At 66.3% G+C, this 23036-nt stretch carries 24 protein-coding genes; 8 read left to right on the top strand and 16 right to left on the bottom strand.

The annotated features are described in order from the left end of the window. The 7 genes from EG885_RS14105 to chvE form a co-directional block, all read right to left on the bottom strand. Positions 1–856: aldehyde dehydrogenase family protein (locus tag EG885_RS14105; RefSeq protein ID WP_131575671.1), on the bottom strand; the 856-nt coding region annotated here is incomplete at its 3' end. 10 nt (positions 857–866) lie between these two features. Beyond that, the gene (locus EG885_RS14100) at positions 867–1772 is read right to left on the bottom strand and encodes a Gfo/Idh/MocA family protein (protein ID WP_131575669.1); all 906 of its coding nucleotides are present in this window, start codon (positions 1770–1772) and stop codon (positions 867–869) included. Beyond that, entirely contained in the window at positions 1772–3514 is a 1743-nt protein-coding gene (gene araD, locus EG885_RS14095) for an L-arabinonate dehydratase (protein WP_131575667.1), read from the bottom strand. The genes EG885_RS14100 and araD overlap by 1 nt, the downstream gene beginning before the upstream one ends. An 11-nt stretch (positions 3515–3525) precedes the next feature. Then, positions 3526–4515, bottom strand: a complete 990-nt coding sequence (gene araD1 / locus EG885_RS14090; protein WP_131575665.1) for an AraD1 family protein — start codon at positions 4513–4515, stop codon at positions 3526–3528. A gap of 4 nt (positions 4516–4519) precedes the next feature. Next, complete coding sequence (mmsB, locus tag EG885_RS14085) at positions 4520–5713, bottom strand: multiple monosaccharide ABC transporter permease (protein WP_131575662.1); 1194 nt, start codon at positions 5711–5713, stop codon at positions 4520–4522. 6 nt (positions 5714–5719) lie between these two features. After that, positions 5720–7240 (bottom strand): multiple monosaccharide ABC transporter ATP-binding protein, encoded by a 1521-nt coding sequence (gene mmsA / locus EG885_RS14080; protein WP_131575660.1) that lies wholly within the window; start codon positions 7238–7240, stop codon positions 5720–5722. 75 nt (positions 7241–7315) lie between these two features. Then, positions 7316–8371: a multiple monosaccharide ABC transporter substrate-binding protein gene (chvE, locus tag EG885_RS14075; RefSeq protein WP_131575658.1), complete on the bottom strand. Its 1056-nt coding sequence runs from the start codon at positions 8369–8371 to the stop codon at positions 7316–7318. Positions 8372–8543: 172 nt separating this feature from the next. On the opposite strand from chvE, the gene EG885_RS14070 reads away from it, so the two are divergent. Beyond that, positions 8544–9494 (top strand): LysR family transcriptional regulator, encoded by a 951-nt coding sequence (locus EG885_RS14070; RefSeq protein ID WP_131575655.1) that lies wholly within the window; start codon positions 8544–8546, stop codon positions 9492–9494. Between the two features lie 23 nt (positions 9495–9517). Here EG885_RS14070 and EG885_RS14065 read toward each other — a convergent pair whose 3' ends face one another. Together EG885_RS14065 and EG885_RS14060 are read right to left on the bottom strand one after the other, a co-directional pair. Continuing rightward, positions 9518–10921, bottom strand: a complete 1404-nt coding sequence (locus EG885_RS14065; RefSeq protein ID WP_242679667.1) for a sensor histidine kinase — start codon at positions 10919–10921, stop codon at positions 9518–9520. 8 nt (positions 10922–10929) lie between these two features. Next, the gene (locus tag EG885_RS14060) at positions 10930–11598 is read right to left on the bottom strand and encodes a response regulator (RefSeq protein ID WP_131575653.1); all 669 of its coding nucleotides are present in this window, start codon (positions 11596–11598) and stop codon (positions 10930–10932) included. Positions 11599–11694: 96 nt separating this feature from the next. Between EG885_RS14060 and EG885_RS14055 the strand changes: the two genes are divergently transcribed. The 5 genes from EG885_RS14055 to EG885_RS22760 all read left to right on the top strand — a co-directional run bounded on the left by EG885_RS14055 (position 11695) and on the right by EG885_RS22760 (position 16221). Next, positions 11695–12783 (top strand): ABC transporter substrate-binding protein, encoded by a 1089-nt coding sequence (locus tag EG885_RS14055; protein WP_207392281.1) that lies wholly within the window; start codon positions 11695–11697, stop codon positions 12781–12783. A gap of 133 nt (positions 12784–12916) precedes the next feature. Further along, on the top strand, positions 12917–13828 hold the full coding sequence (locus tag EG885_RS14050; RefSeq protein WP_131575677.1) for a tripartite tricarboxylate transporter substrate-binding protein: 912 nt from the start codon (positions 12917–12919) through the stop codon (positions 13826–13828). Continuing rightward, entirely contained in the window at positions 13825–14313 is a 489-nt protein-coding gene (locus EG885_RS14045) for a tripartite tricarboxylate transporter TctB family protein (protein ID WP_131575651.1), read from the top strand. Before EG885_RS14050 ends, EG885_RS14045 begins: the two co-directional genes overlap by 4 nt. A gap of 3 nt (positions 14314–14316) precedes the next feature. Then, entirely contained in the window at positions 14317–15834 is a 1518-nt protein-coding gene (locus tag EG885_RS14040; RefSeq protein WP_131575649.1) for a tripartite tricarboxylate transporter permease, read from the top strand. 225 nt (positions 15835–16059) lie between these two features. Then, positions 16060–16221 (top strand): hypothetical protein, encoded by a 162-nt coding sequence (locus EG885_RS22760; protein ID WP_165571147.1) that lies wholly within the window; start codon positions 16060–16062, stop codon positions 16219–16221. 218 nt (positions 16222–16439) lie between these two features. Here EG885_RS22760 and EG885_RS14035 read toward each other — a convergent pair whose 3' ends face one another. Genes EG885_RS14035 through EG885_RS14005 form a run of 7 tightly spaced genes read right to left on the bottom strand, consistent with a single transcriptional unit; the run spans position 16440 to position 21364 of the window. Continuing rightward, on the bottom strand, positions 16440–16871 hold the full coding sequence (locus tag EG885_RS14035) for a hypothetical protein (protein ID WP_131575646.1): 432 nt from the start codon (positions 16869–16871) through the stop codon (positions 16440–16442). Then, a complete protein-coding gene (locus EG885_RS14030) occupies positions 16868–17257 on the bottom strand; it encodes a response regulator (protein WP_131575644.1) in 390 nt (129 codons plus the stop codon). Before EG885_RS14030 ends, EG885_RS14035 begins: the two co-directional genes overlap by 4 nt. An 11-nt stretch (positions 17258–17268) precedes the next feature. Continuing rightward, positions 17269–18132: a CheR family methyltransferase gene (locus EG885_RS14025; RefSeq protein ID WP_131575642.1), complete on the bottom strand. Its 864-nt coding sequence runs from the start codon at positions 18130–18132 to the stop codon at positions 17269–17271. Beyond that, positions 18129–18599 (bottom strand): chemotaxis protein CheW, encoded by a 471-nt coding sequence (locus EG885_RS14020; protein ID WP_131575639.1) that lies wholly within the window; start codon positions 18597–18599, stop codon positions 18129–18131. The genes EG885_RS14025 and EG885_RS14020 overlap by 4 nt, the downstream gene beginning before the upstream one ends. Before the next feature lie 3 nt (positions 18600–18602). Beyond that, a complete protein-coding gene (locus EG885_RS14015; protein ID WP_131575637.1) occupies positions 18603–20720 on the bottom strand; it encodes a chemotaxis protein CheA in 2118 nt (705 codons plus the stop codon). Between the two features lie 3 nt (positions 20721–20723). Next, complete coding sequence (locus tag EG885_RS14010) at positions 20724–21092, bottom strand: response regulator (RefSeq protein ID WP_131575635.1); 369 nt, start codon at positions 21090–21092, stop codon at positions 20724–20726. Next, positions 21089–21364 carry an STAS domain-containing protein gene (locus tag EG885_RS14005; RefSeq protein WP_165571146.1) on the bottom strand — a complete coding sequence of 92 codons (276 nt, stop codon included), beginning with the start codon at positions 21362–21364 and terminating at the stop codon, positions 21089–21091. Before EG885_RS14005 ends, EG885_RS14010 begins: the two co-directional genes overlap by 4 nt. 164 nt (positions 21365–21528) lie before the next feature. On the opposite strand from EG885_RS14005, the gene EG885_RS14000 reads away from it, so the two are divergent. Next, positions 21529–22494 (top strand): CheB methylesterase domain-containing protein, encoded by a 966-nt coding sequence (locus EG885_RS14000; RefSeq protein ID WP_131575631.1) that lies wholly within the window; start codon positions 21529–21531, stop codon positions 22492–22494. Continuing rightward, a complete protein-coding gene (locus EG885_RS13995) occupies positions 22491–23006 on the top strand; it encodes a chemotaxis protein CheD (protein ID WP_131575629.1) in 516 nt (171 codons plus the stop codon). Before EG885_RS14000 ends, EG885_RS13995 begins: the two co-directional genes overlap by 4 nt. Positions 23007–23036: the final 30 nt, after the last annotated feature.

The following is a 23036-nucleotide window of genomic DNA, read 5'->3' as shown; positions in this document are numbered from 1 at the left end:
CCTGCGCGATCTGATCGCCCCGCGCGGCCAGCGCTGCGGGCAGCAGGAAACAGGGGTTGATGCTGCCCAATTCGCCAAAGAAGGGGATCGGCTCGGGGCGCGCGGCGCACAGATCGAACAGCGCCTTGCCGCCGCGCAAACTGCCGGTAAAGCCCACCGCCTTGATCAGCGGATGGGTGACAAGCGCCTGACCGACCTCATGCGTGTCGCCGTGGATAAAGCTGAAGACGCCCGCAGGCATGCCGGTCTGGCGGATGGCGGCATCGATCGCCTCGGCCACGATCTGGCCAGTGCCGGGATGGGCGGGGTGACCCTTGACCACGACCGGGCATCCCGCTGCCAAGGCCGACGCGGTGTCGCCCCCCGCCGTCGAGAAGGCCAGCGGAAAGTTCGAGGCGCCGAAGACCGCCACAGGCCCGATGGGCCGCTGGATCATCCGCAGATCGGGGCGCGGCAGGGGCGCGCGGTCGGGCAGCGCGGCATCATGGCGGCGGTCAAGATAATCGCCCGCCCGGATGTGATCCGCGAACAGGCGCAGCTGGCCGGTGGTGCGGCCGCGTTCGCCTTGCAGGCGCGCCTCGGGCAGGCCGGTCTCGGCATGACCGGTGGCGGTCAGCGCCTCGGCCCGCGCCTCGATCTGATCGGCAATGGCGTCGAGGAATGCCGCGCGTTCGGTGCGGCTGGTGGCAGCGAAATCGGCGAAGACGGCTTCGGCGGCCCGTACGGCCCGGTCCACCAGATCCGCATCGCCCGAGGCATAGTCACGCCCCTCGCCCGTGGCGGGGGTGGAGCGGAACGTCGCAGCGCCGCCCTGCCATTCGCCTGCGATCAGATGCTGTCCATGGGTCTCGATCATCGGTTTTCCTTCAAAGGTCGAACGGGTCGACGGTCTGGCGCCGACCTCGCGTGAACGCATCCGCGACCAGCACCATCGGCGCCAGATCGACCTCGGATGCGCCCTGCCTGACCAGATCGGCCATGCGGGCATAAAGCGCGGGATATTCGCCCATGATGACGGGCGCGCCGGTGACGGGCTGGCCGTCGATCTCCAGCACATTGCCGCCCATGCGCAGGGTCAGGGTGCCGCCATCGGTGACCAGCTCCATGTCCCAGGTCTGCGGGCCTTCCTCGCGGAAATAGAAATCGGCCTCGATGCCCTGAGACAGAACCAGCCGCGCGGCGATGGGGGCCTGACGGTTCGCGGGCACGTCCAGTTCGGCATCCAGCAGGCGCAGGGGTTCCGCGATGATCTCGGTCAGGATCGACAGCGCGTTGATGCCGGGATCAAAGGCGCCCATGCCGCCCGCGTCCAGAATCCAGTCCTGACCGGGATGCCATTGGCGCACATCCTCGCGCCAGATGACGCGGCCGCTGCGGACGGTGCGACCCACCATCCAGTCGCGGGCGGCGGGCACGCCAAGCGCCATGCGCGAATGCCAGCTGGCATAGATCGTGGATTTGCCCGCCATGGATTGCAGGGCATGAACCTCGGACAGGGTGGCGCCGGGGGGCTTTTCCAGCATCAGATGCCGGCCCGCGCGCAGCACCTGCACGGCGGCATCAAAGCGCGGCACAGGCGGCAGGCACAGGCTGACCGCGTCGATATCGGGGCATTCCGCCAGCATCGTGCCCAGATCGGCAAAGGCCCGCACGCCCGGCACCGTGCCGCTGCGCGAGACGGTGGCGGCCAGTTCCCAATCCGGGCTTTTCGCCAATGCGGGGACGTGCTGATCCAGGGCGATCTTGCCGATGCCCACCAAAGCGATCTTCATCAATGGCTGTCCTTTCCGACCGCATTGCCCCGGCAACCGCGCAGGAAATCCATATCCGCGCCGGTATCGGCGCCCATCACATGCGCCTGATGCAGAAAGGCGTAACCGCTGGTCGGCTGATCGGGCAGCGGCTGCCACGCGGCCAGTCTGGCGGCCAGTTCCGCCTCCGGGATGTCCAGATGCAGGCGCCGGTTCGGCACGTCCATCTCGATCATGTCGCCGTTCTGCACGACTGCCAGCGGACCACCCGCCGCCGCCTCGGGCGAGGTGTGCAGCACCACCGTGCCGTAAGCCGTCCCCGACATCCGCGCGTCCGAGATGCGGACCATATCGGTGATGCCCTTGCGCAGCACCTTGGGCGGCAGGCCCATATTGCCGACCTCGGCCATCCCGGGATAGCCCTTGGGGCCGCAATTCTTCAGGACCATCACGCAGGTCTCGTCGATGTCCAGCGCTTCGTCGTTGATCTTGGCCTTGTAGTCGTCGATATCCTCGAACACGACCGCCCGGCCCCGGTGGACCAGCAGATGCGGGCTGGCGGCCGAGGGTTTCAGCACCGCGCCCAAAGGTGCCAGATTGCCGCGCAGCACCGCGATGCCGCCCTGCGGGGTCAGCGGGTTGTCCACGGGACGGATGACATCCTCGTTGTGGTTCATCACATCGCGGACCTCGTCCCAGATGGTCTGGCCGCTGACGGTCAGCGCGTCACGATGCAGTTGCCCGGCCTCGGCCAGCCGCTTGATGACGACCGGCAGGCCACCGGCATAAAAGAATTCCTCCATCAGATACTGACCCGAAGGCATCAGGTTCACGATGGTCGCCACGTCACGCCCGCAGCGGTCCCAATCGTCCAGACTGACATCCACGCCCACGCGCCCCGCCATGGCCAGCAGATGCACGACCGCATTGGTGGACCCGCCGATGGCGCCGTTGACGCGGATGGCGTTTTCGAAGGCCTGTTTGGTCATGATGTCGGATGGTTTCAGGTCGTCCTTGACCATCTGCACGATGCGCCGCCCCGACATCTGCGCCATCACCCGCCTGCGGCTGTCGACCGCCGGGATCGCGGCATTGCCCGACAGCGCCATGCCCAAAGCCTCGGCCATCGAGGCCATCGTGCTGGCGGTGCCCATCGTGTTGCAGGTGCCCGAGGATCGCGACATGCTGGCCTCGGCCTCCAGAAAATCCTCCTGGCTCATCTCGCCGGCCTTCACGGCCTCGGAGAATTTCCACAGATGCGTGCCGGAGCCCACCCGTTCGCCCCGGAAATAGCCGTTCAGCATCGGCCCGCCGGTCACCACGATGGACGGGATATCGCAGGATGCCGCCGCCATGATCAGGCTGGGCGTCGTCTTGTCGCAGCCGACCAGCAGCACCGCGCCATCCATCGGCTGGCCACGGATGGTTTCCTCGATTGCCAGCGCGGCCAGATTGCGAAACATCATGGCCGAGGGGCGGAAGGTGTTCTCGGACGCCGAAAACACCGGAACCTCGACCGGAAAGCCCCCGGCCTCCCACACGCCGGCCTTCACCTTTTCGGCCAGCTCGCGCAGATGGCCGTTGCAGGGGGTCAGGTCGGACCATGTGTTCAGGATGCCGATGATCGGGCGCCCGTCGAACAGATCATGCGGATAGCCCTGATTTTTCATCCAGCCGCGGTGATAGATGACATCGCGAGAGGTGCCGCCATACCATTCCTGCGAACGCAGACGGCGGGGCCAGGGAGCGGGGGTGAACGTCATGACCGGGAACCTTAAAGGGCGGCAACGGCGACCGGGGTCGCGTCACCTGCGGATTGCGTCAGGGGGTTTTCCAGCGGCAGACCGAAATCGGGGCAATCGATGGCGAAGACATCGCCCGGCTGCACCGCGATGCCATCGGCAAAGGACAGCGTGGCCGTGCCGAAGAAATGCACATGCACGTCGCCGGGCTGGCGGAAGATGTCATATTTGAAATGGTGATGTTCCAGATTGGCCAGACTGTGGGACATGTTCGCCTCGCCCGACAGGAACGGCTTTTCCCAGATGACCGCGCCGTCGCGCAGCACGCGGCTGGTTCCCTCGACATGGTCGGGCAATGGGCCCACGCGCATCTCAGGGCCGAAGCTGGCGGGGCGCAGCTTGGAATGCGCCAGCCACAGGTAGTTGCCGCGTTCGGTCACATGGTCGGAAAACTCATTGGCCAGCGCAAAGCCCACGCGCAGCGGCGTCCCGTCGGGGGCGATGACATACAGCCCCGCGACCTCGGGTTCCTCGCCCGCATCCATCGCGAAGGCCGGAGAGGTCAGGGCCGCACCCGGCGCGACCGCCGCATGACCGTTGCCCTTGTAGAACCATTCGGGCTGTGCACCGACGGCGCCGGTGGCGGGCTTGCCGCCCTCGACCCCCATGCGGAACATCTTCATGCTGTCGGTCATCGTCTCGGGGGCTGTGCCCTGATGCATGGCGTCGCGGGTGGCGGCGCTGCCCAGATGCGTCAGGCCGGTGCCGGTCAGGTGCAGATGCGCCGGATCGTCGTGATCCAGCGGCACCAGCACCCGGCCCTGCGACAGCGCGGCGGCCAGATCGACCGGATCGCCCTTGCCGCGCGCCGCGACTTCGGTCGTCAGGTCATGGCCTGCGGCCCATGCCGCCAGCGCCAGGTCGCGGGTCGAGGTCGCGCCGGGCACCAGATGCGCGCCCGCATCGGTGCGCACGGCCACGGCCCGGGTGCCGTCGGTCAAAGTCAGTTGGGACAGCCACATCGGATCAGGCCTCTCGGTTTTTGTTGTAGACATCGAAGAAGACCGCCGCCAGAAGCACCATCCCCTTGATCACCTGTTGATAATCGATGCCGATCCCCATGATCGACATGCCGTTGTTCATCACCCCCATGATGAAGGCGCCGGTTACGGCCCCCACGATCCGGCCCACGCCGCCCGACATGGACGCGCCTCCGATGAAGACGGCGGCGATCACGTCCAGCTCGACCGCAAAGCCCGCGCGGGGGGTGGCGGTATTCAGCCGCGCGGCAAAGATCAGCCCGGCCAGCGCGGCCAGAAGGCCCATGTTCACGAAGGTCAGAAAGGTCAGCCGTTCGGTGCGGATGCCCGACAGCTTGGCGGCCTTGGCATTGCCGCCCACCGCATAGATGCGCCGCCCGATGGTCGTGCGTTCCGTCACGAAGACATAGATCACCGTCAGCACCACCATCGACAGCAGCACATTGGGCAGGCCCCGGAACCATGCCAGCTTCCATGTCACGAACAGGATCGCGGCGGCCACGATGCCGGTGCGGATCAGGAACAGGGCAAAGGGCTCGTCGTCGATGCCGTATCGCGCGCTGCGCGCCCGGCCCCGCAACCCGGTCCACAGGATCAGCGCCACGGCCAGCACGCCCGAGGCCAGGGCCAGCCCGTTCGGGCGCCCGATGCCCAGAGGATCGGGAATGAAGCCCGTCGACAGCAGCTGGAAATTCGCCGGGAACGGCCCGATCGACTGGCCCGCCAGCAGCCACAGCGACAGCCCGCGAAAGATCAGCATCCCGGCCAGCGTGACGATAAAGGACGGGATCTTCCAATAGGCCACGAAATAGCCCTGCACAGCCCCGATGATCATGCCCGCAATCAGGCAGATCGCGCCGGCCAGCCAGGCGGGCATCCCCCAGCTGACGATCATCACGGCCGCCAGCGCCCCGATGAAGCCCATGACGGACCCCACCGACAGATCGATATGGCCCGCCACGATGACCATCAGCATGCCAAGCGCCATGATGATGATATAGCTGTTCTGCAGGAACAGGTTGGTGATGTTGACGGGCCGCAGCAGCACGCCGCCGGTGACGATCTGGAAAAACGCCATGATCGCGATCAGCGCGAACAGCAGCCCGTATTCGCGCATGTGCCGCTTGATATAGGTGCCGATGCCGATGCCCGGCGCGGTGTCTGTGCGTTCCAACGCCATTCCTTCCTATTCCCTGACGATCAGCGACATGATCGCTTCCTGGCTGGCCTCAGCCGCCGTCAATTCGCCGACAAAGCGGCCCTCGTTCATCACATAGATGCGGTCGCACATGCCCAGCAGTTCGGGCATCTCGGACGAGATCATGATCACCGCCTTGCCCTGCGCGCTGAGGTCGTTGATGATGCTGTAGATTTCGTATTTCGCGCCCACGTCGATGCCGCGCGTGGGTTCGTCCAGGATCAGCAGTTCGGGGTCGGTGAACAGCCATTTCGACAGCACGACCTTTTGCTGGTTGCCGCCCGACAGGTTCACGACCTTCTGAAAGACCGACGGGGTGCGGATGCGCATGGCGCGGCGGTACCCTTCGGCCACCTCGGTCTCGCGCCCCTCATCGACGATGCCGCGGGTGGCGACCTTGTCCAGATTGGCCAGCACCGTGTTGCGCCTGATCGTCTCGTCCAGAATCAGGCCCAGGGTCTTGCGATCCTCGGTGACATAGGCAAGCCCTGCGGCGATCGCGCGGTCCACGGTCGACACATCGACCGCCTGCCCATGCATCAGCGCCGTCCCCGAGATATTGCGCCCATAGCTTTTGCCAAACACGCTCATCGCCAGCTCGGTCCGCCCCGAGCCCATCAGCCCGGCAATCCCCACGACCTCTCCGGCGCGGACATTCATCGACAGGTCGCGGATCATCTGGCGGTCGCGGCTGTCGCGGTGCCAGACGTTCCAGTTCTGCAATTCGAACACCACTTCGCCCGCCCGCCGGTCGCGGTCGGGATAGCGATGCGCCATGTCCCGGCCCACCATGTCGCGCACGATCCGATCCTCGGTCAGGCCACCGGCGCGGGCGTCGATGGTGCTGATCGCGGCGCCGTCGCGGATCACCGTCACGCTGTCGGCCACACGGCGCACCTCGTTCAGCTTGTGGCTGATGATGATGCTGGTCACACCCTGGGATCTCAGCTCCAGCAGCAGATCCAGCAGGGCCTGACTGTCGCTTTCCGACAAAGCGGCGGTGGGTTCGTCCAGGATCAGCAGGCGCACGTTCTTGGACAGGGCCTTGGCGATTTCCACCAGTTGCTGCTGACCGACGCCCAGGCTTTCGACGCGGGTGCCGGGCGTCTCGCGCAGGCCCACCTTGGCCAGCAGGGCTTCGGTTTGGCGGAACGTCTCGGGCCAGTCGATGACACCGCGTGTCGCCCGCTCATTGCCCAGAAAGATGTTCTCGGCGATGGTCAGCAGGGGCACCAGCGCCAGTTCCTGATGGATGATGATGATGCCGCGATCCTCGCTGTCGCGGATGGTGCGGAAATCGGCAGGCTGGCCGTCATAGACGATCTGCCCGTCATAGCTGCCGGTCGGATAGACCCCCGACAGCACCTTCATCAGCGTCGATTTCCCGGCCCCGTTCTCGCCGCAGATGGCGTGGATCTCTCCCTCGGCCACGGACAGGCTGACATCGTCCAGCGCCTTGACGCCCGGAAAGCTTTTGCTGATGCGGCGCATTTCAAGAAGCGCTGTCATGGGGCGATGTCCTTGTTGGGGCCGTCCCCCTTTGGGAACGGCCCGCAGGCTTGCGGTTGCGGCAGCTGTGGTGGGTTACTCGATCTGTTCGGCGGTGTAATAACCGCTGTCGATCAGCACCTCTTGCCAGTTCGCGGCATCGACGGGCACCGGCTCCAGCAGGAAGGCCGGGACCACCTTGACGCCGTTGTCATAGGTTTCGGTGTCGTTCACCTCGGGCTCGGTGCCCTTCAAAAGCGCATCGACCATGCCCACGGTCACGCGGGCCAGTTCGCGGGTGTCCTTGAAGACGGTGGCATATTGTTCGCCCGCGACGATGGACTTGACCGATTGAACCTCGGCATCCTGGCCGGTGACGATGGGCATCGGCAGATCGCCCGAGCCGTAACCCACACCCTTGAGCGACGACAGGATCCCGATCGAGATCCCGTCATAGGGCGACAGCACGCCATGGACCTGCGCGTCGGTATAGGTCGAGGACAGCAGGTTATCCATCCGCGCCTGTGCGGCCGAACCGTCCCACCGCAGCGTGCCCACGGTGTCCATGCCCGCCTGCCCCGACACGACGGCGATGCGCCCCTCGTCGATCAGCGGCTGCAGGATCGACATGGCGCCGTTGTAAAAGAAATAGGCGTTGTTGTCGTCGGGGCTGCCGCCGAACAGTTCCACGTTCCAGGGCGCCTGGTCGGCAAAGCGGTCCTCAAGCCCGGCGACCAGCGAATTGGCCTGTTCGACGCCGACCTTGAAATTGTCGAAGGTCGCGTAATAGCTGACATCGGGCGTGTCGCGGATCAGCCGGTCATAGGCGATGACCTGAATGTCGGAGGCCGCCGCATTGGCCAGCGCATTGGACAAGGTGGTCCCGTCGATGGCGGCGATCACCAGCACATCGACGCCCTTGGTGATCATGTTCTCGACCTGGGCCAGCTGGTTGGGGATGTCATCCTCGGCATATTGCAGATCGGTCTCATAGCCCGCGTCCTGAAACTGCTTGACCATGTTGTTGCCGTCATCGATCCAGCGGGCCGAGGATTTCGTCGGCATCGAGATGCCCACGGTCTGCGCCATGGCGCCGGTGGCCAGCCAGGACACGCCAATCGCCAGCGCGACGGCCGTTGTTTTGATCTTCATGAAGTCTTCCCCCCGTGGCGGACCCGTCCGCCGATGTCATCCCCGCATGGGCGGCGTGACCGTCCCTGCGTCCCTCTTGTGCGACCGTCTCCCATCGGCACGCATTGACCATAGCAATGCGCGGACATGATGGTAAATTGACATAAATCGAAATCCGCATGACAGGAATGATATGTCGCTTGCCCCGTCGCGTCTGATGCTGAAGCCCGCGCAGCTGCGCCTGATCCTGCAGATCGCGGATGCGGGCCAGTTGCAGCAGGCCGCCGCCGCCTGCGGCCTGACCCAGCCCGCCGCCTCGCGCCTGTTGGCGGAAACCGAACGCCAGCTGGGCGCGCCGCTGTTCCAGCGGCACCCCAAGGGCATGACGCCCACCGAGATCGGCGCATCCGTGCTGCGCCGCGCGGGCGTGATCCTGCACGAGATGACCGGGCTGGCCCAGGACGTCCATGCCCTGACCGAGGGGCTGGCGGGCGCCGTCCATGTGGGCGCCGTCACCGGCCCCGCCGTCGATTACCTTGTCGGCGCGATCCGCCAGATCAAGGCCGAGGCGCCCGGGGCCGATGTGACCGTCGATGTCATGCCCTCGCGCGAATTGCTGGGCCATCTGGTGGCGGGCGACATGGATTTCGTGCTGGCCCGGATCCTGCCGGAATTCGACAGCGCCGAGTTTCTGATCCAGCCGATGCGCGACGAAAAAGTCAGCTTTTGCGTGCGCTTGGGCCATCCGCTGGACACCGGCCAGCCGGTCGGGCTGGACCGGCTGATGGACCAGCCCTGGATCATGCAGCAGCGCGGCGCCCCGATCCGCGAGGCGACGCTGGACGCCTTTGCCACCGCCGGACTGTCGGAACCGCGCAATGTGGTGAACAGCCCGTCCCTGCTGTTCACCATCTCTTATCTGGCGCAAAGCGATGCGGTGGCGCCCCTGTCGGACGAGGTGGTCCAGTTGCTGACGGCACCCCCGGTCAGCGCGCGGTTTTCCCGACTGCGGCTGGAACGGCCCATCAGCGTGCCGCCCTATTACCTGCTCAGCCTGCGCCGCCGCCCGCCCTCGCCACTGGCCGAGCGGCTGCGCGCCCTGGTGATCGCCAAGGCCCGGCAACAGCGCCCGTTGGCGGATTAGGCGTCAGGCGGCGGGCGGGGGCGTCAGGCGGTGGGCAGATGCAGCCCGGCTTTCAGGCCCCTGCCCCCGGCGCCGTGGTCCAGCACCATCCGGCCGCCGAACAGCTGCGCGATCTCGGTCACGATCGCCAGCCCCAGCCCGCTGCCGCCCGGCCGTGCCGGACCCGCAGCGCCGCGCACGAAACGCTGCGCCAGACGGTTCATCACCTCGGGCGCGATGCCCGGCCCGTCATCCTCGACCCAGATATCCACATCATCGCCGGTCCGCGCGACCCGCACGGTCACCACGGCGCCGCGCCCGGCATAGGCCAGCGCATTGTCGATCAGGTTCTTCAGCGCCTCGGCCAGCAGCACCGGCTCGGCCCGGACCATGACGGCGGGGGTGTCGCCCGCCTCAGCCTCGAAACCCAGATCGATGCCGGCACCGGCAGCGTGGGGGATCATTTCTCCGGTCAGATCGCGGGCCAGCGCGGTCGCGTCCAGCGGCCGCGCCAGCGGCTGGTCGGCGGCCGCATCGACCCGGGCCAGCAACAGCAGCTGGGCCAGAATGCGTTCGGCATCGGCCAGCGCGGCATCGCCCTTGGCCACCGCCTGATGGGCCAGCGCCGGATCGCCCGCCCGCTGCGCCAGCGCCAGCTGGGTGCGGATCACCGCCAGCGGCGTGCGCAGCTGATGGCTGGCATTGCCGGTGAAATTGCGCAGCGCGACCAGCGCCGTATCCAGCCGCGCCATGAAGGAATTCATCGCCGCGACCAGCCCCTGAACCTCCAACGGCACATCGGTGGGCAGCGGCGACAGATCGTCGGCGCGACGGGCCGAGATCGCCTCGCCCAGCCTGTTCAGGGGCCGCAGCGCCAGCGGCACCGCGATCCAGATGATCGCCGAGGCGCCGCAGATCATCAGCGCCAGCCGCAGCGCCGATCGCACAAGGATCGCCTGCGCCAGCTCGTTCCGCGCCAGCCGCGATTCCGCAACCGTCACCCGGAACGGAATGGATTCCACCCCGGTCGAGACCGTGCGCGCCAGCGTGATCACCCGGATCGGCGCATCCGCAAAGACCGCATCGGCATAGCCCTGACCCGCAGCGCCCGGATCGGCCACCGGCAGACGGTCATAGCCGGTCATGAACCCGCCCGGCCCGTCCACCCGGTAAAACACGCTATCCTGCGCGGTCGAGGTCAGCATTTCCAGCGCCGAATAGGGGATATCGACCTGCAATTGCGCATCATCGGCCACCGTCACCCGTTCGGCGATGGCCAGCGCCGATCCGGCCAGCACCCGGTCGGACACGGCGCGCGCGGTACCCACCGCCTCGGCCCAGGTGTCGGCCATCGCGGCCAGTCCCAGCACGGCGGTCGCGGCCAGCAACCAGGCCAGCAGACGGCGGCGCAGCGACCCGGTGGCCGCCGACAGGAGGGTCGGGGCCACCACCGGCCTCAGACCCCCTTGTCGATGTAATAGCCGATGCCCCGCGCGGTGCGCAGATGCACGCCATGAGGCGCTAGACGGCGACGCAACCGGCTGGCATATTGTTCGATCGCATTGTCCGACAGCGCCTCGTCCAGCGAGGTCATCGACTGCATGATCACGTCCTTGGCCACGACCTTGCCCGCCCGCATGAACAGCAGCTCCAGCAGCGCATGTTCGCGGGCGGGCAGATCCAGCGCCTGTCCATCCGCCGAAAAGCGCCGCGCGGTCAGATCCAGCAGCACCCCGCCCACGCGCACCTCGGCGGCGCGCAATCCCGCCTGACGGCGCAGCAGGGACCGCACGCGCGCCTCGAATTCGGTGATCTCGAAGGGTTTGACCATGTAATCGTCGGCGCCCAGATCCAGACCGCGCACCCGATCCTCGGGGGTGCCACGCGCGGTCAGGATCATCACCGCCGCCGGATCGCGCCGGGTGCGCATGCCGCGCAGCACCTCCAGCCCGTCCATCTGCGGCAGGTTCAGGTCCAGCACGACCAGATCGAACCGTTCGGCCACGATCAGCGCCTCGGCGCCTGCGCCATCGGCGACGTGATCGACCGCATGGCCCGCCCCGGCCAGCAGCTGAACCAGCCCATCCGCCAGGGCGGCATTGTCCTCGACCAGCAGAATGCGCATGAACCATCTCCCCGGTGGCGATCCTAGGGCGGCGGCGCGGGGGCTGACAAGACCGTCCGGTGTTGCCCGGACCCAAGCGAGGTGGCATCATGGATCATGCCATGGCCCGCCCCCCTTGCCCTTGTCCCCGTCCTGCTGGCCGCGACGCTCGGCTGCGCCCTGCCCGCGCAGGCCGACATGCGCGTCTATCCGGCCATCTCGGGCGCGGGGGACCAGCATCTGACGCTGTACATGTCGCTGGACGAAAGCCTGGCCCGCCCGCTGATCGAGGGGTTCCAGACACGCCATCCCGACATCGCCGTCCGCTTTGACGACCTGCTGACCGGCGCGATCTTCGACCGCATCGTGGCCGAAACGGATGCCGGGACCGCCACCGCCGATGTCGCCTTTTCCTCGGCGATGGATCTGCAGATCAAGCTGGCCAATGACGGCTATGCCCGCCCGACGCCGACGCCTGCCTCGGACGACTGGCCGCGTTGGGCGAACTGGCGCGACACCGCCTATGCGATCACCTTCGAACCCGCGGTGCTGGTCTATCACAAGCCCAGCTTTGCCGGGCGCCCGCCGCCGCGCACGCGGTTCGAGCTGCTGGACTGGCTGCAGGGCGGGGACCGCCAAGTGCAGGGGCGCATCGGCACCTATGACATTGCGCGGTCGGGCGTGGGCTATCTGTTTCTGGCCCGCGATCAGGAACATTTCTTCGACATCTGGAATCTGGGCGATGCGATGGGCCGCGCGGGCGTGCAGCAATTCGCCACCTCGGCCGAGATCCTCGACCGGGTGGCGGACGGGCGGCTGGCGGTGGGCTACAATATTCTGGGGTCTTACGCGGCGGAATGGGCGCGGCGCGAACCCGATCTGGGGCTGCACCTGCCGCATGATTTCACCGTGGTCCTGTCGCGGGTGGCGCTGGTGCCCAAAGCCGCCGCCCGCCCCGATCTGGGCGCCGATTTCCTGGCCTTTCTGATGTCGCGCGACGGGCAGATGATCCTGGCCGAAAAGCTGCGGCTGCCCGCCGTCAGTCTGGAGGTCTCGGCCCGCGCAGGTCAGGGCGCCATGCCCGAGGCCCTGGGCGCACAGCTGCGCCCGGTGCCGATCAGCCCCGGCCTGCTGGCCTATCTGGACCAGTCCCGCCGCGCCCGCCTGATCGCGCGCTGGCAACAGGCGCTGTCCCCCCCCGGTTAGGGCCCCAAAGATTGTCGGGCCCGATGTCAGCTTTGTGACAGGTTGACCTGCCATGGTGGCATGGTCGGGTGGAGGCCCGGCCACAGGGGAGGATCCAACGTTGAAATACGCACTGATTGCGGGCCTGTTCACGATGGCGCTTGGCGCGCCGGTTCTGGCCAATGACTACACCATTCTGGCGCCCGCAGCGCCGGGCGGAGGCTGGGACCAGACCGCCCGCACCATGCAAGAGGTGCTGCGCGCCGAAGGCATCAGCGATTCGGTTCAGGTTCAGAACGTGCCGGGCGCAGGCGGCACCGTCGGTCTGGCGCAATTCGCCTCATCCTCGGCGGGCAAGGGCGATCAGCTGATCGTCGGCGGTTATGTCATGGTCGGCGCGATCCTGACCAACCAGTCGCCCGTGTCGCTGGCCGATGTCACGCCCATCGCGCGGCTGACCGGCGAATACGAGGCGATCGTGGTGCCCACCGCCTCGCCCATCCAGACCATCGAAGAGCTGGTCGAGATGCTGAAGGCCGAACCCGGCGCCGTCAGCTGGGCCGGCGGGTCCGCAGGCGGGGCCGATCACATCGCGGTGGGCCTTCTGGCCAATGCGGCGGGCGTCGATCCCACCGCCATCAACTATATCGCCTATTCCGGCGGCGGCGAGGCTCTGGCCGCGATTCTGGGCAACCAGGTCACGGCAGGCATCTCCAGTCTGGGGGAATTCAAGCCGCAGGCCGATGCGGGCACGCTGCGCATTCTGGCCGTCACCTCGGAAGAGCGGGTCGAAGGCGTCGATGCCCCCACCCTGACCGAGGCCGGGCTGGACGTGGTCCTGCAGAACTGGCGCATGGTCGCTGCCGCCCCCGGCATCTCGGCCGAGGACGAGGCCGTGATCGCCGCCGATATCGAGACGCTGGCCACCTCGGCCGCCTGGCAAGAGGCGCTGGTGACCAAAGGCTGGGCCGACACATATCTGGCGGGTGAGGAATTCCGCGCCCAGCTGGCCGAGGATACGGCGACGACCGAAGCGATCCTCAAGGATATCGGACTGGTCGAATGACAGAACGCACCGCATCGAAACGCCGCCCCGACGGGGCGGCGCTGATCGTCGCGGCGGTGCTGGCGCTGCTGGCGGTGGTCATCTTCCGCGATGCCGCCAGTCTGCCGCAGCAGCGCGGCTATTCCGGGGTGGGCCCTGCCGATGTGCCGCGCTGGATCGCATGGGCCCTTCTGGGCCTGTCGGGCTGGACCGCCGTCGCGGCCTTTCGCGACGCCCCGACCGCGCGTGAACCGCAGGCCGCAGGCCCGATCCTGTGGATCATCGGCGGTCTGGTGGCGCAGCTCGCGCTGCTGGGGTTCGCGGGTTTCATTCTGGCGACCGGCGTTCTGTTCGCCACCGTCGCGCGGGCCTTTGGCAAGCGCAACCTGCTGCTGACCTTTCCCATCGGGCTGGTCTTTTCGCTGATCATCTATCTGCTGTTCGCAGGTCTTCTGGATCTGAGCCTGCCCGCCGGCCCGATCGAACGCCTGTTGCTGGGGGACTGACCGATGAGCACATTCGACTATCTTCTGCAGGGCCTCAGCGTCGCCAGCGACCCGATGATCCTGCTTTATGCGCTGATCGGCGTGACCGTGGGCACCGCCGTCGGCGTGCTGCCCGGCATCGGCCCGGCGCTGACCGTCGCCCTGTTGTTGCCGGTGACCTACGGGCTGGACCCGGCGGGTTCGCTGGTGATGTTCGCGGGCATCTATTACGGCGGCATGTATGGCGGCTCGACCACCTCGATCCTGCTGAACACGCCCGGCGAAAGCGCCTCTATCGTGACCGCGCTCGAGGGCAACAAGATGGCCCAGGCCGGACGCGGCGGACCGGCGCTGGCCACCGCAGCCATCGGATCCTTTGTCGCGGGCCTGATCGCCACGCTGCTTCTGGCCTTCGTGGCCCCCACCGTGGTCAAGCTGGCCCTGACCTTCGGGCCGCGCGAATATTTCGCGCTGATGCTGCTGGCCTTTGTCACCGTGTCGTCGGCTTTCGGAGACAGTGCACGGAAGGGGCTGATCTCTCTTTTCATCGGGCTGGCGCTGGCGCTGATCGGCATCGACCAGCTGACCGGACAGGCGCGTCTGGATTTCGGCGTCCCGCAACTGCTGGACGGGATCGAGGTCACGACGCTGGCCGTCGCCCTGTTCGCCGTGGGCGAGGCGATGATCGTCGCCGCCAACCGCAACGGCGCCGAGGATAAGGTCATCCCCGTCAAGGGATCGGTCTGGATGACGCGCAGCGACTGGAAACGGTCGTGGAAGCCCTGGCTGCGCGGTACCTTCATCGGCTTTCCCATCGGCGCCATGCCGGCGGGCGGTGCCGATATCGCCACTTTCCTGTCCTACGCAGCCGAAAAGCGGGCCGCCAAGAATCCCGAAGAATTTGGTCATGGCGCCATCGAGGGCGTCGCGGGCCCCGAGGCGGCCAACAATGCCAGCGCGGCGGGGACTCTGGTGCCGCTGCTGACGCTTGGCCTGCCCACGACCGCCACGGCCGCGATCATGCTGGCCGGGTTCCAGCAATTCGGTCTGCAACCGGGTCCGCTGCTGTTCGCGACCAATCCCGATCTGGTCTGGGGGCTGATCGCCTCGCTGCTGATCGCCAACATCATGCTGGTGGTTCTGAACCTGCCGCTGATCGGGCTGTGGGTGCGGCTGCTGACCATCCCGCGCCCGTGGCTGTATGCGGGCATCCTGTGCTTTGCCACACTTGGGACGATCGGGGCCAACCCCTCGCCCATCGAGCTGTCGATGCTGCTGATCTTTGGCATCATGGGCTATCTGATGCGCCTTTACGGCTATCCGATCGCCCCGGTCGTGGTCGGACTGATCCTGGGCCCGATGGCCGAACAACAGCTGCGCCGGGCCTTGTCGATCAGTCAGGGCGACGTGACCACGCTGGTCGCCTCGCCGGTGGCGGCAGGGCTGATCGCCGTCGCCGTTCTGGCGCTGGTCGTGCCGATGATCATGCGTGCCCGCGGGCGCGGTCAGGTTCTCAGCCAGCTGGCCTCGGACACCGACTGAGCGATCTGCCCCCCGGGCCCGTACGGGGTCGGGGGGCAGCCATGGGCGGATGGGCGCGGCTGACTGCCACCCCGTCCGCCGCATCCGGGGCGCGGACGTCGGTCGCCCAGCCCTCCTGTCGCCATGCATCCGCTGCAAGGCTGGGTTTCCCGTATGCTGCATTGCGGCAAGGTCGACCAGACCCGATATCTCTGACGTCACATGCTGACAGAAAGAGAGATCAAGATGACCCCCCTGCGTACCCTGTGGAATGCCCTTTCGTCGACCCTGAGCATTCTTGGTGCCAGCCTTGACGCTGCCCGTGCCGTCCGCGCCCATCATCGCCCCGAGGACGCCACCCTCAGCCGCCTCGGCATTCGCCGTGACAGCTTTCCCACCCGTCTCTAAGTGACTGCCGCCATCGGCACGCCCGCAAATCCTGCGGGCGTGCCGACAAGCCGATGGCCTTTGGGGCTCGTCGATGACCGTTCGGCGAAGGCAAGGGCAGGCAAGCCCCATACGGTCGGGGCAAAAAACCGCCCCATGTCACGATCAGGGCCTGCACCCATGCCAAAAGCACTGACATTGTCCACCGAAATGCGATTGGCGTCCGACCGGCGGTCATTCTAGCCTCCGCCCGGAGCCGGGTCTGACGACCAGATTTCCGTCTCGGGTTCTGGCGCCCCTTCGGCTGACTGCCCCGACAGACGCGAATGCTGCTCCTGCAACAGCAGGCTTTCCAACGCCCGAGCCGGATCGCAGGTCTGTGCCTGGAGAATATCGGTTGCGAGATGCTGCAGGAACAATGCCAGCCCCTCGGCCTCCTGCCGCAGCAGGTCGGTTTGTTGCAGAATGGCCAGCACATCAGGGGGCAATCTGCCAAGCGCACCGCCCAGACAGGCATCAAGGCCCGCCAATCCGCCATGGACATGCCGCGCCTCATCCGCCGCGCGCGACAGAACATCCCGCAGGGGCACCACATTCGGCCTGTTATCATCCACCCGCTGGCGGCTGTTCTGCGAGGCAAAGAGGGCAGGCTTGGACGCGGGGGGCGTCATTGCAGCTTTCCCGTGACGGTTTCGATGCATTTCAGCAGCGCCTCTTTGGTGAAGGGCTTGGCAATGAAGTTGTTCATGCCCGCCCTTTGGCCACGCTCGATCATCTCGCGCGTGGCCGTGCCGGTGATCAGGATAAAGCCGATCCGCTGTGTGCTGGGATTCTGGCGCAGCGCCTCCAGCAAAGCCAGCCCGTCCATCCCGGGCATGTTGTAATCCGAGATGACCAGATGCACCGGTGCCGCCGCCAGCCGCCGAAAGGCGGCCTGTCCATTGGCTTCGTATTGCACATTGACCAGTCCCGCCCAGTCAAGCGCCTGCTCGATCAACGAGCGGCTGATGGTCATGTCATCGACGACCATCATGTGAAGTTGAGATTTCATCGCCATGGCATTCTCCGTCAGGCTGGCAGGGCCGGGATCGGCAGATCGTTGCGCCGATAATGAGTTGTTCCGGCGATCTCGAAATAGGGACAGGCCGAACCATCCAGTCGTTCCGAATGGCCGATATACAGCGACCCTCCCGGTACCAAAGCCTGGCCAAAGTGGTGCCACAGGCGCTGGCGTGCGGGGCCGTCGAAATAAATCGCGGCGTTCCGGCAAAAAATCACGTCGAAATGACCCGTAAAGGGCCATGAATGGTGCAGATTCAGTTCGGCAAAGCGCATCAGGCGACGCATTGCGGGGAGCGCCTCGAAGCCCGCATCGATGGTCGCAAAATACTTGTCGCGCAGCGCAGGGGGGACGGGCTGCATCGCATCGGCCCCGTAAAGGCCCGATTTCGCCCGTTCCACCATCAGCGGGTCGATATCCGTGGCCAGAATCAGCACATCCTTCTGAGCAGCCTCGGGGAAGGCCTCCAACAGGGTGATCGCAATGGAATAGGCCTCTTCCCCGGATGAGCAGGCGGCCGACCACAGGCGCAGCCGACGGCCTTGCCGGGCCTCGCGGATCATCGGGGGCAGGACATCCACGGCCATCGACCGGAAATGGTGGTTTTCGCGAAAAAAGGCCGTGACATTGGTGGTCAGCGCCGACAGCAGATGACGGCGTTCGGTCGCAGCATCGGGACCGTCCAGATGGCTGCAATAGGCGCCGTAATCGGCCAGGTTCAGGGCCCGCAGCCGCTTGTTCAGGCGGGCAATCAGCAAGCTGCGTTTGGCTTCGGTCAGAACGATCCCGCTGTCGTGATACAGCAGATCCGCGATCTTGCGAAACTGTGGCGCGCTAAGCGTCGGTCCGCTGACAGAGGTGGCGGCGCTCATGTGTCGGATCCGCGGATTTCCGGCAGCAGCTGTGCCAGATCGATCTTGCGCAGGATCCGGCCATCCTCCAGCGTGATCATTCCCGTAATGAACTCTCGCGCGGGGTTCGAGGCGATGTCGGGCACGCCCTGCATGCTGTCATCGGAAATTGTCAGGATATCCGAAACCAGATCAGCCAGCAGCCCGACCACCCGACCGGCATGCATCGCGATGATGACGACATGCCGGTGCGACGGCTGCGCCGGCCCAAAGCCGAGGCGCGCCGACATGTCGACGACCGTCACGACCGCGCCGCGCAGGTTGATGACCCCTTTCACATAGCCGGGCGCATGCGGAAGGACCGTGGTGGGGGTCCAACCGCGGATTTCACGCACCAGCCCGATATCGATACAGAAGTCCTGATCGGCCAGCTTGAAGGCGACGACGTCGCTTTTGCCAGCCACATTATGCGAGATTGATTGCAGCATGCGTCACCCGTTTGCCGCCATGGAGGCCATCTGCCGGCCATGGTCGTTTGACAATGAAAGGACGATTTCTTCGGGATCGATGATCAAGGCGATCTGACCGTCCCCCAGAATGGTCGCCGCCGAAACGCCCGGAACCCGGCCGTAATTCTGTTCAAGGCTTTTGATCACCACCTGACGCTGGTCAAAGATCGCATCGACCCGGAAGGCAGCCCTTTGCCGGCTGTCGGTTTCCACGACGATCAACACCGCCGATTCAAGCGACTCGCTGGCGGGCAGGCCGAACACGGAGCACAGATCGACGATCGGGATCAGCTCGCCGCGGCTGGACAGAAGCTGCGTCCCCTCGCCGATGCCGTGCAGCATCGCGCGATTGGGCTGCAGGGTCTCCTGCACCGCGGTAATCGGCAGGACCATGGTCTGGTCGCTCAGCTGGATCAGCATCCCTTCCAGCACGGCCAGCGTCAGCGGCAGGGCGATCGAAAAGGTCGTGCCCTGACCTTCGGACGACTGGATCATGACGCGACCGCCCATCGCCATGATTTCGCGGCGGACCACATCCAGGCCAACGCCGCGCCCGGACAGGGCCGAAACCTCGTCCTTGGAGGAAAAACCGGGCAGGAACAGCAGCTGGTCGATTTCGGCAGGGGTCAGGATCGCGCCAGGGGCCACAAGACCGCGTTCCTCGGCAATCTGGCGCACTCGCGGGCGGTTGATGCCGCCGCCGTCGTCGGACACCTCGATCTGCACCCGACCGGAACGATGCGCCGCCGAAAGGGTGATCACGCCCTCGGCGGGTTTACCGCGCCGCTGACGCGTCACGCTGTCTTCCAGCCCGTGATCGACCGAGTTTCGGATCATATGGGTCAAGGGGTCGACCAGACGTTCGATCATGGTCTTGTCGACCTCGGTCTGTTCACCCAGGGTCACCATCCGGACCGGCTTTCCGGTCGCATCCGCCGCCTCGCGCAGGATGCGGTGCATGCGCTGGAACACCAGCTTCAGGGGCTGCGCCCGGATGGCCATGACGCTTTCCTGAATTTCTCCGGCCAGTTGCCGGATCGCTTCAAGACCGGTGACCACATCCGGCGATTCCAGCAGACCTGCCGTCTGGATCGTCTGCGACAGCATCGCTTCCTTGATGACCAGTTCGCCGATCATGTTCATCAGCCGGTCCACACGCTCCAATCCGACGCGGATGGTCGGCGCCGCCGCGCTGTCTGCCGTGGCCCCCCCCGCGCGCGGCGGGGCAGACGGCGGCGACGAGGGCGCCTGTGCAGGCGCGGCTTTTTCAGCTACCGGGGCAGGGGCGGCCATGACCGGCGGGCCAGTATCCGCCAGCGCCAGCAACGGTCCCAACTGCAGGAACGGGCTGGCGGGGGCAGGATCAGGCGCGGGACTGTCGATGACCAGACCGCAGCAATCCTCGACGAATTCAAAGACGCTCAGAACGTCGGCTTCGGTCACCGGACCGTCCAGACGGATGTCCCAGGCCAGATGGGGCTGGTCCGCGTCCCAAGCCTCCAGCGGCGGCACATCGTCATCGATCAGGGTCACTTGCATGGGCCCCAGTCTGGACAACGCCAACAGCAACGCCGCCGGATCATTGCCCGAGCGATAAAGATCGGCCGAGGGCCTCATCCGGATGCGCAGGCCCGAAGGCGGCGCCGAAACCGGCAGGGGATCGCCGAAATCAAGCGCCAGCGGGGTGAACGAGATCACCTCGTCACTGGGCTCGTCCGTTTCGATCAAAGCGTCCAGTTCGGCCAGCAATCCGCCTGTCAGGGTCGGATCGGCATCCGATCCGGCCCGCGACGCCTCGATCAGATCGGCCAGACAGTCCGAACAGCGATGCAACAGCGCCATCACGGGCAGGGCCAGATCCATGCGATCCGACCGGATCAGATCCAGAAGCGTTTCGAACCGGTGCGCAAACTGGACCAGATCGGTCAGTCCAAAGGCAGCCGCACCCCCCTTGATCGAATGGACGGCGCGAAACACGCCGTGGACGGTTTCCTTTTCATGATCCGCATCCTCCATCTGGCGCAGGCCACTGGCCAGAACCTCCAGCAGTTCGCCGCATTCGACGAAGAACATCTCGCGGAATTCGTCCAGATTATCCATTGTTCATCGCCCCAGAACCTTGTCGATGACGGCGATCAGGCGCGCATCCTCGAACGGTTTGACAATCCAGCCGGTCGCCCCCGCATGGCGGGCTTTCGCCTTCAGATCGGCGCCCGATTCCGTGGTCAGGACCAGGATCGGAACATCCGCATGGCTGCCGCTGGCCCGTACGTTTTCAATCAGACCAAAGCCATCCATATGCGGCATGTTGATGTCGGTGATGATCAGATGCGGATCCGCATCCGACAGACAACCCAGCCCCTCGACCCCGTCCGAGGCCAGATACACATCGAATCCGGCCCCGCGCAGCGCTTTGCCGACCAGCGCCCGGATCGTCGGGGAATCGTCGACGGCAAGGATCCTGACGGTCATGTCGCCCCCCCCGTCTGCAGCATCCTCATGCTGGCCCCCAACCCCTCGATCCCGGCCAGGAAGGCGGGCGAGGGGTTGATCACAGTCAGGGTCCGGCCATCGGCCCGCCACTGGTTGCGGGCCGAGATCAACGTTTCAAGAGCCGGGGCGCTGACGCGTCCGACCTCTGCGGCATCCAGCGCGGCATCCGTGCCCCGACATTCCAGCAGCAATCTTGCAAGCTCTGACGCGGCCTTTCGGTCCAGCGTCCCTGGCAGGGGCAAGGCATGCACGGCATCCACCTCTTCATAGCGACTTCGATCTTAGGGCTAGCAGACGAATCTTAAGAAATCGCTGACGGGAAACATCCAATTCGATTCAATCAAGTCTTTTGCGCAGAACGATTTTTTAACCTGCCTCCGATAGGTCTGGCACTGCCTGAGCTGGAGAACGTCCCGTGTCGAAACCGGTCCTGCTGATCGCCGACCCTGATATCATGCGCCGCAATGCCGCATTCCGGCGCTGCGCGGATCATGGCGTCCGCATCCACAGCGCCGCCGATCTGGCGGATGCGCGGCGTCTGGCGCACAGTCACCTGCCGGACCGGGTCGCCATCGCGTCAGAGCTGGCCGTCCAGTCGGGCTTTCCCGCCCTGGCCGATCTGCTGGCGCGCACCGGCGCCCGCGTGGTCATCTATGGCCCGCCGCAGCCGGGACTGACGCTGGCCCGCGTGGCCGATCTCGACCAGATGGTCGCGACCCTGCTGTGCGATATGGTGCCGAATCGGCCCGGTGCACCGAACCCGGTGGCGAAATCGAGCCATGAACAGCCGCCGGACCTGATCCTGATCGGCGCATCGACCGGCGGCATCACGGCGCTGGAGGCGGTCCTGCGCGATTTCACCTCGGATTGCCCGCCGACGCTGGTCGTCCAGCATATCCGGCCAGGCTTTGCCGAAGGGCTGATTCGCAGGCTGGACAAGCTGCTGATGGCCAGCGTGCGCGCGGCCGGCGACGACACACGGCTGCAGCGGGGGGTGATCGTGATCGCCGCGGACAGCGAACGCCATCTTGGGCTGGCGTTGCGCGGCGGAATGCGGACGCGCCTGCAGGAAGGTCCGGCGATGTCGGGGCATCGCCCCTCGGTCGACATGCTGTTCGACAGCGGCGCCCGGCTGGCGGCACGTCTGGACCTGCGCGCCGCGCTGCTGACCGGCATGGGGTCGGACGGCGCCTTGGGCATGTGCGCGCTGCGCCGCGCAGGTGCGCTGACGATCGCGCAGGATCGCGACAGTTCGGTGGTCTGGGGCATGCCCCGCATGGCGATCGAGATGGGCGGCGCCGCCGAGGTGATGCCATTGGCCCGGATCGGTCAGGCGCTGCTGCGCCCCCTGCCCGCCGCCCGGATGAGGTTTCCGGCATGACCCGGGCGGGCAAGGTGATTCATGTGGTTCAGGGCGAAAACGCGATTTCGGACGATCCGGATGTGGTGATCACGACCATTCTGGGATCCTGCGTGTCGGCCTGCATCTTCGATCCCGAACGCGGGATCGGCGGAATGAACCATTTCCTGCTGCCCGAGGATGGACCGGGCGGCACCGATATCCGCTATGCCGCGGCAGCCATCGAACAGCTTCTGAACGGATTGATGCGGCGCGGCGCGGTGCGCAGCCGGATGCGCAGCAAACTGTTCGGCGGGGCGCGGATGATGGCGGGCCTTCCCGATATCGGCAGGCGCAACGCCGAGGCCGCGCAGCGTTTCCTGCAGGCCGAGGGGGTGGCCATGGTCGCCCGCGACCTTGGGGGCGTTCAGGCCCGGCGGATCCGCCTGTGGCCGGTGGTCGGCCGGGTCCAGCTGCAATTCGTGGGCGCTGCCATGCTGCCCGTCCGCGAAACCCCGATGCCCACCCAGACCCCGGATGTGGAGCTTTTCTGATGGCGGCCGTCTCTGGTCTCGACCCTCCCG

The sequence above is a fragment of the Paracoccus nototheniae genome, assembly GCF_004335005.1.
GTDB lineage: Bacteria > Pseudomonadota > Alphaproteobacteria > Rhodobacterales > Rhodobacteraceae > Paracoccus > Paracoccus nototheniae.
This window is presented reverse-complemented; position numbering and strand designations above follow the sequence as displayed.